Source organism: Streptomyces sp. SAJ15 (genome assembly GCF_007595705.1).
GTDB lineage: Bacteria > Actinomycetota > Actinomycetes > Streptomycetales > Streptomycetaceae > Streptomyces.
The window spans coordinates 412,380-425,123 of the sequence record NZ_NISY01000001.1 but is presented as its reverse complement, the minus strand read 5'-3'; the positions used below and the strand labels follow the sequence as shown (position 1 = coordinate 425,123).

Annotated in this window: 10 protein-coding genes; 4 read left to right on the top strand and 6 right to left on the bottom strand. The window is 72.0% G+C overall.

Annotation, left to right across the window (positions count from 1 at the left end):
* Positions 1-37: 37 nt before the first annotated feature.
* From CD790_RS01875 to galU, 5 genes are all read right to left on the bottom strand, one after another.
* Positions 38-673 (bottom strand): GNAT family N-acetyltransferase, encoded by a 636-nt coding sequence (locus tag CD790_RS01875; RefSeq protein ID WP_144381184.1) that lies wholly within the window; start codon positions 671-673, stop codon positions 38-40.
* Positions 670-1,413, bottom strand: coding sequence for a molybdenum cofactor biosynthesis protein B (locus CD790_RS01870; RefSeq protein ID WP_144381851.1), 744 nt, complete (start codon positions 1,411-1,413; stop codon positions 670-672). Before CD790_RS01870 ends, CD790_RS01875 begins: the two co-directional genes overlap by 4 nt.
* 146 nt (positions 1,414-1,559) lie before the next feature.
* A complete protein-coding gene (gene moaC, locus CD790_RS01865; RefSeq protein ID WP_144381183.1) occupies positions 1,560-2,042 on the bottom strand; it encodes a cyclic pyranopterin monophosphate synthase MoaC in 483 nt (160 codons plus the stop codon).
* A gap of 102 nt (positions 2,043-2,144) precedes the next feature.
* Complete coding sequence (gene glp, locus CD790_RS01860; RefSeq protein WP_144381850.1) at positions 2,145-3,497, bottom strand: gephyrin-like molybdotransferase Glp; 1,353 nt, start codon at positions 3,495-3,497, stop codon at positions 2,145-2,147.
* Positions 3,498-3,753: 256 nt separating this feature from the next.
* Positions 3,754-4,656, bottom strand: a complete 903-nt coding sequence (galU, locus tag CD790_RS01855) for a UTP--glucose-1-phosphate uridylyltransferase GalU (protein ID WP_144381182.1) — start codon at positions 4,654-4,656, stop codon at positions 3,754-3,756.
* 82 nt (positions 4,657-4,738) lie between these two features.
* Here galU and CD790_RS01850 point away from each other — a divergent pair, with 82 nt between their 5' ends.
* Entirely contained in the window at positions 4,739-5,341 is a 603-nt protein-coding gene (locus CD790_RS01850) for a 5-formyltetrahydrofolate cyclo-ligase (RefSeq protein WP_144381181.1), read from the top strand.
* Positions 5,342-5,645: 304 nt separating this feature from the next.
* On the opposite strand, the gene CD790_RS01845 is transcribed toward CD790_RS01850, so the two are convergent.
* On the bottom strand, positions 5,646-8,543 hold the full coding sequence (locus CD790_RS01845; protein WP_144381180.1) for a penicillin acylase family protein: 2,898 nt from the start codon (positions 8,541-8,543) through the stop codon (positions 5,646-5,648).
* Positions 8,544-8,770: 227 nt separating this feature from the next.
* Here CD790_RS01845 and CD790_RS01840 point away from each other — a divergent pair, with 227 nt between their 5' ends.
* The 3 genes from CD790_RS01840 to CD790_RS01830 all read left to right on the top strand — a co-directional run bounded on the left by CD790_RS01840 (position 8,771) and on the right by CD790_RS01830 (position 12,669).
* Positions 8,771-10,387, top strand: a complete 1,617-nt coding sequence (locus CD790_RS01840; protein WP_144381179.1) for a potassium/proton antiporter — start codon at positions 8,771-8,773, stop codon at positions 10,385-10,387.
* A gap of 509 nt (positions 10,388-10,896) precedes the next feature.
* Complete coding sequence (locus tag CD790_RS01835) at positions 10,897-12,273, top strand: MFS transporter (RefSeq protein ID WP_399216807.1); 1,377 nt, start codon at positions 10,897-10,899, stop codon at positions 12,271-12,273.
* Positions 12,274-12,339: 66 nt separating this feature from the next.
* On the top strand, positions 12,340-12,669 hold the full coding sequence (locus tag CD790_RS01830) for an FmdB family zinc ribbon protein (protein ID WP_144381178.1): 330 nt from the start codon (positions 12,340-12,342) through the stop codon (positions 12,667-12,669).
* Positions 12,670-12,744 lie beyond the last annotated feature (75 nt).

Here is a 12,744-nt window from a genome sequence, read left to right as displayed (position 1 = left end):
ATTGTGTTCAATTGATGACTCATTTCGAACACATTTTTTATTTCTGCGAGGCCGTGCCGGAAGCCCCAGGCCGGGTCCGGTGCCAGCGCGCCAGCAGCCCCTCCGGCACCTCCTCCGCCGTCAGCGCGAACACCAGGTGGTCGCGCCAGGCCCCGTCGATGTGCAGATAGCGGGGGCGCAGCCCCTCTTCGCGGAATCCGAGTTTCTCCACCACCCGGCGGCTCGGCACGTTCTCCGGCCGGATGCAGACCTCGATGCGGTGCAGCCCGACCGTGCGGAAGCAGTGGTCCACCGCGAGCGCCACCGCCGTCGGCATCACCCCGCGGCCGGCGACCGCCTCGTCCACCCAGTAGCCGACGTGGCCGGAGCACATCGAGCCCCAGGTGATCCCCGCCACGGTCAGCTGTCCGGCCAGCTGCCCCCGGTACTCGATGACGAACGGCAGCATCCGTCCGGCGTGCGCCTCGGCGCGCAGATGGCGCACCATCTGCCGGTAGGTGGGGCGCTGGGTGACCGGGCCGCCCGGCGGAGGCGGCGGGATCGTCGCCTCCCAGGGGCGCAGCCACTCGCGGTTGCGTTGATTGACCTCACGCCAGGCGCGCTGGTCGCGCATCCTTATGGGGCGGAGGACGGTGTCGCCGTCCGCCAGTTCGATCGGCCAGGGGGCGTTCAGCTGGGGCTCCCTGGAAGGTCACCCGAGCCTTCGGGCCCGGCGGGTCCACTCGACGAGCCGGGACCGGAAGACGCGCTCGGCGGCCCGGCGTGACAGGTCCCGCGCGGGGAGCCACCCGGCGATACGGCGTCGGCCGGTCCGCCCGTTGAGCCGGCGTCGGCGGGGCTGGGGTGGTCGCCGCCGTGCAGCTGCTCGACGGCGTGCGTCAGCAGGCGGCCCAGCACCGCGAGCCCGTCCCGCACCCCGCCCGTGGAGCCCGGCAGGTTCACGATCAGGGTGCTCCCGGCGACTCCGGCCAGGCCCCGGGAGAGCGCGGCCGTGGGGACCTTCGCGAGGCCCTCGGCGCGGATCGCCTCCGCGATGCCGGGCACCTCGTAGTCCAGGACGCGGCGGGTGGCCTCGGGAGTGCGGTCGGTGGGCGAGATGCCAGTGCCGCCGGTGGTGACCACCACCGCGTACCCCGCCGCCACCGCCTCGCGCAGCGCCCGCTCCACGGGGTCGCCGTCCGGCACCACCCGCGGGCCGTCCACCGCGAAGCCCAGGTCCGTCAGGCCCGCCGCCAGCAACGGGCCGCCCTTGTCCGGGTAGACGCCCGCGGACGCCCGGTTGGAGGCGGTGACGACCAGAGCCCGCCGGGCCTGCGGGGCGGTGCCGCCCCGCGCGGCCTCGTCATGGACGTCCGTGGCCGCCGCCGGCGCCCCGGGGGCCGGGACCCGCCCCGACTCCGGCGGCGTCGGCACACGCTCCGCCACCGGCCTCCGTACGTCCGGCGCGTCCGAGCCGGACGAGGCGGCTGCGGCGGCCGCGGCGGCCGCGGCGGCGAGGGTGGTGTGCGGGGCGTCCGTCTCCATGGCCTTCATGGCCGTGGCCGCTGTGCCCGGTGGCTTCATGCGCGGTGCCAATCTCCCGACTTTCCGCCGGTCTTCTCCTCGACCCGTACGTCCGTGATCACCGCGGCCTTGTCGACCGCCTTCACCATGTCGACCACGGTGAGCGCCGCCGTGCTGACAGCGGTCAGGGCCTCCATCTCGACTCCCGTGCGGTCGGTGGTCCTCACGGTGGCGGTGATCTCCACGGCATCGTCGGCCACCGACAGGTCCACCGTCACGCCGGACACCGCGAGCGGGTGACACAGCGGGATCAGCTCCGGAGTGCGCTTGGCTCCCATGATGCCCGCGATCCGGGCGGTGGCGAGGGCGTCGCCCTTGGGCACCCCCTCGCCGCGCAGCAGCTCCACCACGCGTGGTGAGACGAGGACCCGGCCGCTGGCGCGGGCGGTGCGCGCGGTGACCTCCTTGGCCGAGACGTCGACCATGCGCGCCGCGCCGGCCTGGTCGAGATGGGTGAGATGGTCCTGGGGGCTGCTCATCGTTCTCCCGGTCCGGGCCCGCCGGCCGGGCCGGGTGGCGGGGGCCATCGGCGGGGCCGTGCGGCTGTCATGGGAGGACACCGTACCCGCAGCGGGGCGGGCCTAGCCGAGCAGGACGACGTCGAGTTCGGTGCCGGGCGCGACCTCGGTCGTGTCCTCCTCGATCACGATCAGAGCGTTGGCGTGCGCGAGCGCCTTCACCAGGTGCGAGCCGGCCCCTCCCACCGGGGTGACCGTGCCCCGCGCGGGGGCGCCCTCCGCGCCCGGCTCCGGCGCGTACCAGCCGCGCAGGAACTGGCGGCGGCCGGCCGGGGAGGAGGCGATGCCCTCGGTGCACACGGCCCGCACCGTGGTGCGGTGCACCGACGGCAGCCCCAGCAGGGTGCGGATCACGGGCCGTACGAACAGCTCGAAGGACACATAGGCGCTGACCGGGTTGCCGGGGAGGGCGAGCAGCGGGATCCCGTCCGGGCCGACCTTGCCGAAGCCCTGCGGCTTGCCGGGCTGCATGGCCAGCTTGCGGAAGTCGACCTCGTCCATCGCCTCCTTGACCACGTCATACGCGCCGACGCTCACCCCGCCGCTGGTGACGATGGCGTCCGCGCGGACCAGCTGGTCGTCGATGGTGGACCGCAGCGTGGCCGCGTCGTCGGCGACCGCGCCCACCCGGTAGGCGATCGCGCCCGCGTCCCGCGCGGCGGCGGTGAGCTGGAAGCTGTTGGAGTCATGGATCAGGCCGGGGGTCAGCTCCTCACCGGGCGGCACCAGCTCACTGCCGGTGGACAGCACCACGACCCGCGGCCGGGGGCGGACGGTGACCGTGGCCCGGCCGATCGCGGCCAGCAGGCCGATCTGGGTGGGCCCCAGGACCGTGCCGGCCGGGAGCGCCAGCTCGCCCGCGCCGACGTCGCTGCCGCGCCTGCGGACATGCCGCCCCGCCTCGGCGCCGCGGTGGACGCGCACCTGCCCGCCGGCGCCCTCGGGGGCCGTGCTGTGCGCCCGCATGCCGGTGACCGGGCCGGCTCCGCCTCCGCCGTCGGTCCACTCCACCGGGATCACCGTCTCGGCGCCCGGCGGCAGCGGCGCGCCGGTCATGATGCGCGCGGCCTGGCCGGGGCCCACCTTGGGCAGCCGACCGCTGCCCGCGGCGACATCGCCGATGACCTTGAGCACCACGGGGTGCCCCTCGGAGGCGCCCGCGACGTCGGCCGCGCGGACCGCGTAGCCGTCCATGGAGCTGTTGTCGAAGGGCGGCAGGGCGCCGGGCACGGTGACGTCCTCGACCAGGACGCAGCCCTGGGCGTCGAGCAGCCTCAGCTCGATCGGCTCCAGCGGGCGCACCCGCTCCAGGATGTCGGCGAGATGCTCGTCCACCGACCACACCCGGTCCGCGGCCTCCGCATCGACGGAGGCGTCAGCCCCGGCTTCGGCCCCGCCTTCGGCGGCCGTCGCCATGCCCTCAGCCCTGTCGACGTCGGCGGGCCGACCCTCGGCAGGGTCGGAGTCCCGTTCGGGGTCCCGGTCGGCGACCCCGGCCGCGCCTCGGTGCTCCGCCGCCCGGCCCTCGGCGCGGTCCCGCGGCGCGCTGTCCCGCTCCGCGGCGCCGGTCCGGTCGTCCGCCCCGCCCGGCGCCCCCGTGCCCGGGGAGCCGGCGTCGGAGTCGGGGCGGGGGTCGTGCTCGGCGGCCTGCGCTGCGGTGCTGCTCAAAGTGCTACATCTCCTCGGTGACGTAACGGCGAAGCCAGTCCCGGAACTCGGGTCCCAGGTCTTCACGTTCGCACGCAAGTCTGACAATGGCACGCAGATAGTCGCCACGGTCGCCGGTGTCGTAACGGCGCCCCTTGAAGACGACGCCGTGCACCGGGCCGCCGAGGCCCGGATCCGCGGCCAGCGCCTGGAGCGCGTCGGTGAGCTGGATCTCGCCGCCGCGGCCCGGTTCGGTGGTGCGCAGCACGTCGAAGACCGCGGGGTCGAGCACGTAACGGCCGATGACGGCGTAGTTGCTGGGCGCCTCGGCGGCGGTGGGCTTCTCGACCAGCCCGGAGACCTGGACCACGCCCTCCTCGAGGGTCGGCTTCACGGCGGCGCAGCCGTAGAGGTGGATCTGGGCCGGCTCGACCTCCATGAGGGCGATGACACTGCCGCCGTGCTGCTCCTGGATGTCCACCATCCGGGACAGCAGCGGGTCGCGGGAGTCGATCAGGTCGTCGCCGAGGAGGACCGCGAAGGGCTGGTCGCCGACGTGCGGGGCGGCACAGAGCACCGCGTGGCCGAGCCCGCGCGGGTCGCCCTGGCGCACGTAGTGCATGGTCGCCAGCTCGCTCGACTCGCGGACGCGGGCGAGCCGGGTGTCGTCGCCCTTGCGGGTCAGCGCCTCTTCGAGTTCGTAGTTGCGGTCGAAGTGGTCCTCGAGCGGACGCTTGTTACGGCCGGTGATCATGAGGACGTCGGAGAGGCCGGCGGTGACGGCCTCCTCCACGACGTACTGGATCGCCGGCTTGTCGACGACCGGCAGCATCTCCTTGGGGGTGGCCTTTGTGGCCGGGAGAAAGCGGGTTCCAAGACCGGCGGCAGGGATGACAGCCTTGCTGATCCGAGTACGCGATTGAGTCATGCCCCGAACCCTATCCGGTGCCTTTGGGCAGATGATGACGGTCCGGAGAATATGACATGAGACAAGGAATTTGTGCACTCACGTGATCACGACTGACGGTAATAAAGCGGAGTTGCGACGACACCTCCTTTCGGTGAGGTCCGGATTGCCAACGGGTGACGTCGAGGCGGCCGAGGCGGCCCTCGCGCGGCGCGCGGCGGAGCTGCCGGAGCTGGCCGACGCGCGGACGGTCGCCGCGTATGTGTCGGTCGGACGCGAGCCGGGCACTCGGGCGCTGCTGGACGCGCTGCTCGCGCGGGGCGTGCGCGTGCTGCTGCCCGTGCTCCTGCCCGACAACGATCTCGACTGGGGCGTCTACCGGGGCGCGGAGGGGCTGCGCCGCGCCTCCAGGGGCCTGCTGGAGCCGGACGGGGGACGACTGGGGCCGGACGCGGTCCTCGACGCCGACGCGGTGCTGCTGCCCGGACTCGCCGTCGACCGGCACGGGATCCGCCTGGGACGCGGGGGTGGCTCCTACGACCGGGTCCTGGCCAGGATCGCCGCGGCGGGCGCCCACCCGGCCCTGGTGGTGCTGCTCTACGACACCGAACTGCTGGAGACGGTGCCTCGCGACCCGCATGACCGACCGGTGCAGGCGGCGGTGACGCCCTCGGCGATCCACAGGTTTACGGAGCCGCCGCGCTGAAATAGGCGCGGGTAACGCGGGTAATGGGTGCCGCGCCTATCCGGGCGGCCGAGGCGTCTTCACCGCCGCTGGAATTACCGGTTCACCCCGGCGGCGGAAAGGGAAACAGCCCCGCCGATCTCGTAAAACGATGATCAGCGGGGCTGTTCGGGTGTCGGCTCCCGACCGCGTCAGACGGTCATGTCCACCGCGCTCGCGGGGTCCCGGTCACGCCGGGTGTCCTGGTCACGCTGGGTGTCCAGCGCCCTTTGGGCGTCCCGGTCACGCCCGGACCCCGGTCGCGTCCAGGGGAGCCCGGTCGCGCTCACGGCGTCAGCGCCAGCTCGTCGTCGGTGCCCTCGTCGACAGCCTTCTTGCTGAACACCCAGGGCAGCAGCTCGCCCTTGGCCCACTTGTCCGTCTGGTCGGTGTAGTGGTCGTGGTAGGCGTGACCGGAGGCGCCGGTCAGGTTGATCCAGCGCGACTTGTCCATGTCCTGGAGGTTGACCACCATCCGCATCGACGGGACCCAGGAGACCTCGTAGCCGCCCGCCGCGTTCCAGCCGGTCGCGTTGACCGCCGCCTCACCGCCGCTGAGGTTCCAGGGGCCGCGGTTGAGCAGCCACTGCACCGCGCCGGGGCCCTCCTTGCCCATGGTCTGGTTCTTGAGGGTGAGCCGGTGCAGCCGGCCCCAGCTCCAGCCGTCGATGTCCTTGCCGAGCTTGGCGGTGAGCTCGTAGCGCGCGTCCTTCATGGCCTTGGCCAGGAGCTCGTCGCGGTTGGTGGCGCCGGGGTCGGCCTTGGTGCCGGAGGTCTTCCACCACTCGTTCTTCTTGTCGTCGAGGATCGAGCGGACCACCTCGTACCAGCGGTCGCCGCCGTCGGGCTGCGCCGAGTCCGCGTCGCGCTGGCCGCACTCGCGGACCGTACGGGTGTTGCCGTCCAGGTCCTCCACCGGGCCGGAGTCGTCGGCCGGGCGGACCCGCAGACACTGGCCCTCGACGCGCATCTCCTTGGGCAGCTTGTTCCCGAAGGCGAGCATCAGGGTGTTGCGCCAGACGGCGTTGAAGTAGGCGGCGGCCGCCGAGTCGGAGTCCTGGGTGTAGTCCCAGCCCTCCAGCAGCTGCTGGGCCTCGCGGACGTACTCGTCCTTGATGTCGATCTTCAGCAGGAGCGGCGTCAGCAGCTCGGCGATCTCGCTGCTGTTGTCCATCTGCATGGACTGCATGTCGTCCATGGAGATCTTGCCGTTGTCCTTGATCTTGGACTTGATGAGGTCGGTGATGCGCTGGCTGCGCGCGCCGTAGCCCCAGTCGTTGGTGAGCAGGTAGGGGTACTTCTCCTGGTCGATCACGGCCTGGTTGGCGGTGACGATGTAGCCGCGCTTGGGGTCGTAGTCCCAGGGCATGGCGTCCTGGGGCACGTAGCCGGTCCACTGGTAGTCGGGGTCCCAGCCGGGCGCCGGGTAGCGGCCGTCGGGCTTGGGGCCGGTGGCCTTGCCGTCGCCGCGGATCGGGATCCGGCCCGGGGCCTGGTAGCCGATGTGGCCCTCGGTGTCGGCGTAGATCAGGTTCTGCGAGGGGACGGCGAAGTCGCGGGCCGCCTTGCGGAAGTCGGAGAAGTTCTTGGCGGTGTTGAGCTGGAAGACCGCGTCCATGGTCTTGGACGGCTCCAGCGCGGTCCAGCGCAGCGCCACCGCGTAGCCGTCGCCGCGGTCCGGGGCGACGTTGCCGACCGGGGCGTTCTCGCCGACCTTGTCCAGCTCGTGGTCGAGCGCGTCGTCACGGTCGGAGACCAGCGGGCCGTTCCGGGTGGAGCGGACCGTGATCGTACGGTCCTTGCCGCCGGCGACCTTGATGGTCTCCTTGCGGATCTTGAACGGCTTCTGCTTGCCGCCGAACAGGTAGGTGTTGGCGGTGACCTTCTCCAGATAGAGGTCGGTCACGTCGGCCCCGAGGTTGGTCATGCCCCAGGAGATGTCCTTGTTGTGGCCGATGACCACGCCCGGCATCCCGGAGAAGGTGAAGCCGGCGACGTCGTACGGGCACGCCTGGCTCACCTTGTTGCAGTGCAGGCCCATCTGGTACCAGACGGACGGCAGCTGAGGGGCCAGGTGCGGGTCGTTGGCGAGCAGCGGCTTACCGGTGGTGGTGTGCGCGCCGGAGACCACCCAGGAGTTGGAGCCGATGCCGCTGCCGTTGGGGCCGAGCAGCGCCGGGACCTCCTCAAGGCTCTTGGAGAGCCCCGCGAGCTGGGTCTGGACGCCCTGGGTGGCCTGGTTGGTCTGGGCGGCCTGGTTGGCGCCCTGGGTGTTCGTGCCCTGGGTGCCGCCCCGCGTGGCCCCCTGGGCGCCGCCCGGGGTGCCGGCGGGCGTGCCGGGGTTGGTGGCGCCCGGGACGTCGGCGCCCGGGGTGCCCTGCGCGTCGCCGGCGGCGCCGGTCGGCGGGGTCCCCTTCGGGTCGAAGTCCCCGGTGATGGTGTCCACCGCGCCGCCGTCGACGATCGGCTTGTTGCGGTCGACCGGGTAGGACGGGTACAGCTGCTCGATCTGCTTGCGGCTGAGGCGGTTGGAGGCGAGCGCGCGGTCGATCTCGTCCTGCATGTTGCCGCGCAGGTCCCAGGCCATCGCCTTGAGCCAGGCGACGGAGTCGATCGGGGTCCACTTCTCCGGCTTGTAGCCCTCGTGCACGAAGTCCAGGGCCGCGTACTCGACCGAGAGCTCCTTGCCCTGATGGTCCTTGAGGTACGCGTTGACTCCGTCGGAGTAGGCCTGGAGGTACTTCTTCGTGGCGGCCGACAGCTTCTTGTCGTACTCCTCCTGCGCGACCCGGTGCCAGCCCAGGGTGCGCAGGAAGGCGTCGGTCTCCACCTGGTCCTCGCCGAACATCTCCGAGAGCCGTCCCGCCGTCATGTGACGGCGCACGTCCATCTCCCAGAAGCGGTCCTGCGCCTGCACGTAGCCCTGGGCGCGGAAGAGGTCCTCGGGGGTGTCGGCGTAGATCTGCGGGATCCCGTAGCCGTCACGCTTGACCTGAACCTTCCCGGAGAGTCCCTTGAGCTGGAGGGTTCCGGTGGTCTCCGGGAAAGAGGCGCGTACGGTGCTGACGCTCCAGTACGTGCCGTAACCGACACCCGCCACGAGAAGCAGCACTACTGCGATCACGAGCAGGCGGACACGGCGGCCCTTCTTCTTTCGAGAGGGGCCGTTTTCGTTGGCGGGCATCGCTGTCCTTCGAGGGGCAGGGTGGTCCTGGAGTGCTGGAGCAACCATAGGCGCAGCGGCCGCGCCGCCCTTCAGCGGATCTGGCCAGAGGTCGCCGAAGGCGGCTCCGCGCGGGGTCGACTAGGGGCCCGACGAGAGGACCGACGAGGAGGCTCGCGTCAAGAACCCGTAAAATGTTAGGTAAGGAAACGAAGTTTCGGTGGCCGCAGCGAAACGTTTCGGCCGAAATGCGCAGAAGGGATCGGCCCCTGACTGTCCAGCACCTCAACCAACTCCTGCTGCTCTGCTCGCTCGTCCTGCTCATCGCCGTCATCGCGGTCCGGGTCTCCTCGCGCAGCGGGCTGCCCACGCTGCTCATCTACCTCGCCATCGGCGTGGTCGTGGGCGAGGACGGCATCGGCGTCACCTTCGACGACGCCCAGCTGACCCAGGTCCTCGGCTATGCCGCGCTGGTCGTCATCCTGGCCGAGGGTGGTCTCGGGACCAAGTGGCGGGAGATCAAACCGGCCCTGCCCTCCGCGATCGCCCTGGCCACGGTCGGCGTGGCGGTGAGCGTGGGCGTCACCGCGACGGCCGCGCACTATGTCGTGGGGCTCGACTGGAAACAGGCGTTGATCATCGGCGCCGTGGTCTCATCCACGGACGCGGCGGCGGTCTTCTCGGTGCTGCGCAGGGTTCCCCTCCCCTCCCGCCTGACGGGTGTTCTGGAAGCCGAGTCGGGGTTCAACGACGCCCCGGTCGTCATCATGGTGGTGGCCTTCTCCGCCCATGGCCCCGTCGACCACTGGTACCAGCTGATCGGCGAGATCACGCTGGAGCTGGCGATCGGCGCGACCATCGGCCTCGCGGTCGGTTGGTTGGGGGCGTACGGGCTGCGCCACATCGCACTGCCCGCCTCGGGTCTGTACCCGATCGCGGTGATGGCCATCGCGGTCGTCGCCTACGCGGCCGGCGCGCTCGCCCACGGCTCCGGCTTCCTCGCCGTCTATCTCGCCTCGCTCGTCCTGGGCAACGCCAAGCTGCCGCACTGGCCGGCCACGCGCGGCTTCGCCGAGGGGCTCGGCTGGATCGCCCAGATCGGCATGTTCGTGCTGCTGGGCCTGCTGGTCACGCCGCACGAGCTGGGCGACGACCTCTGGCCCGCGGTGATGGTCGGACTGGCCCTGACGGTGGTGGCCCGGCCGGTGTCGGTGTTGGTCAGCCTGACCCCGTTCCGCACCTCATGGCGGGAGCAGGCGTTGCTCTCCTGGGCCGGACTGCGCGGCGCGGTGCCGATCATCCTCGCCACCATCCCCATGGTCGCCGAGGTGGCCGACAGCAGGCGGATCTTCAACATGGTCTTCGTGCTGGTGATCGTCTACACCCTCCTCCAGGGCCCGACCCTGCCCTGGGTGGCCACCCGGCTGCGGCTGGGCGAGAAGGACACGACGTCCGACCTCGGCATCGAGTCCGCGCCCCTGGAGCGGCTGCGCGGGCACCTGTTGTCGGTCGCCATCCCCGAGGCATCGAAGATGCACGGCGTGGAGGTCTCCGAGCTGCGCCTGCCCACCGGGGCCGCGGTCACCCTGGTGGTACGGGACGGGACGAGCTTCGTGCCCTCGCCGTCCACGGTGCTGCGGCGCGGTGACGAACTGCTGGTGGTGACCACGGACCCGGTACGGGACGCGGTCGAGTCCCGGCTACGGGCTGTCGGCGCGGGCGGCAAGCTCGCCGGCTGGCTGGGCACCGGCGGACAGGAGACGCTCGACCAGCGCCCCGTATCGCGGGAGCGGGCGGAGCGCCGGAGGCGGGGCGAAGGCCGGGAGCGGGACGGTCGAGGCGGCCGGAACGGCGGACGCGGATAGGACGCCCGGGCCGCCGGCCCGTGGGGTGGCCGGAGAGGCCGGCGGCCGCGCGGAGACGTCGGCGACCGCGCGGAGGCGCCGGGGGCCGCGCGGAGGGCAGGCGTCGTGGGGAAGGCGCGGAGACGCCGGTGGCCGCGCGGAGGGCAGGCGTCGTGGGGAAGGCACAGGTCGTCGCGCGGAGGCGCCGGGGGCCGCGCGGAGGGCAGGCGTCGCGCGGAAGGCGCAGGTCGTCGCGCGGAAGGCGCGGAGACGCGCATCACAGGCGAGGGATCACCCCGAAGCGGAAGCACGGTTGCCAAAACGGAGGCGCCGGTTAGCATATTCGGGCACTAATCACACCAACTCTGTCTGATGCAGAGCTGGCGCGACCGCACGGCGGCCACCGTCCCCCCGTCTGATGGGTGACTGGTCCGGTATCTACCACGGTCCCGCGCGAGAGAGGACAGCTCTCGGCGCGCTCCCTGGGAGATCCGGTCGGGCGTGCTACCAGACGGCAGAAAGGCTCGGCCGTGGCGTCCACGGTCACCCCTCGTAAGGCGTCGTCGCATCCCGACGCGCCCGAACCTTCGGCAGCCGAAGGCAAGCGCCCCGGATACGGGCAGCTGCTGCGCACCCCGGGCGCCTGGACCTTCCTGCTCCCCGGCTTCCTCGCCCGCCAGCCGTTCGCGATGCTCACGATCGGCATCGTGCTGCTCGTCGAGCACACCACGGGCTCCTACGGCACGGCCGGCGCGGTGTCGGCGACCGCCGGTGTCTCCATGGCCCTCTTCGCCCCGCAGAGCGGAAAGCTCGCGGACCGGTTCGGTCAGGCCGCGGTGCTGCTGCCCGGCGTCCTGGTGCACGCCTCCGCGATCGGCCTGCTGATCACCCTGGCGCTGCTGCACGCCCCGCTGTGGGCGCTCTTCGTGGCGGCCGTGCCGGCCGGTGCCTCGGTTCCGCAGGTCGGTCCGATGGTCCGCGCCCGCTGGGCGGCCAAGCTGGACGGCTCGCCCCTGATGGCGACCGCGGCCGCCTTCGAGTCGGTCACGGACGAGTTCACCTTCGTGATCGGCCCGGTGCTGGCGACCGCGCTGTGCGCCGGTGTGCACCCGGCGGCCGGTCTGATCGCCGAGGGTTCGCTGACGGTGATCGGCGGCCTGCTGTTCGCCGCGCAGCGCGGCACCCAGCCGCGGCCGAGCCTCGCGGCGGCCGGCGCGGCCGTCGACGGCGAGGAGCGTCGCTCCGCGCTCTCGGTTCCGGGCGTACGGGTGCTGGCGGCGATCTTCCTGGGCATCGGCGCGGTCTTCGGCGGCATGCAGGTCTCCATGACGGCTTTCACCCAGGAGATCGACCAGCCAGGCATCAACGGCGTCCTGTACGGCGTCTTCGCGGCAGGAAACATGATGGCCGGCATCGCCTGTGGCGCGATTCACTGGCGCCGCGGCCCGCAGCAGCGACTGCTGATCGCCTACCCGCTGCTCACCCTCGCCACCGCGCCCCTGTGGGCGGCGCAGGCGGTGCCGCTGCTGGGCGGCCTCGGCCTGCTGGTCGGCCTCTGCATCGCGCCGGCGCTGATCACCGGCTACACGCTGGTGGAGTCGCTGGTCCCGGCGAGCTCCCGCACGGAGGCGTTCACCTGGCTGACCGGCGCGGTCGCGCTGGGCCAGGCGGCGGCCGCCACGACCGCCGGCCAGCTGGCGGACGGCTTCGGTTCCCACGCCGGCTTCACCGTCCCGCTGATCGGCACCGGGCTGGCCCTGATCGTCCTGCTGTCGCTGCGCGGACAGCTGACCCCCGCGTCGACCGGCCGGGTGGCCGGCTCCTCGGCCGCGGGCGCCGCGAAGGAGCAGTCGGACGGGGATGCGCGGGGTGGGGTCGGTCACCGTGTGACCGTCTCAGTGGACTGAGGCGCAGGAATACTGCACTATGGAACGTCGTTAGCACTCATTGAGTGAGAGTGCCAGGAGGAGTAAGTGCCGACCTATCAGTACCAGTGCACCGAGTGCGGCGAAGGCCTTGAGGCGGTGCAGAAGTTCACCGACGACGCGCTGACCGAGTGCCCGAACTGCAAGGGACGCCTGAAGAAGGTGTTCTCCGCGGTCGGCATCGTCTTCAAGGGCTCCGGCTTCTACCGGAACGACAGCCGTGGTGCCTCGTCGAGCAGCACCCCCGCCAAGTCGTCCACGACCTCGTCGAAGAGCGACAGCAGCTCCAGCGCGTCGTCTGCCTCGTCGACCTCGTCTTCGTCGTCGACCGGGTCGTCGTCCGCCTCGACGTCGACCGGCAGCGGCTCGGCCGCCTGACGCGACTGACACCGCCCGGCACCGCCCGAGTGGCCACACCGGCCATGCCTGGGGCATCGCCTTCCGTCGGCCCCC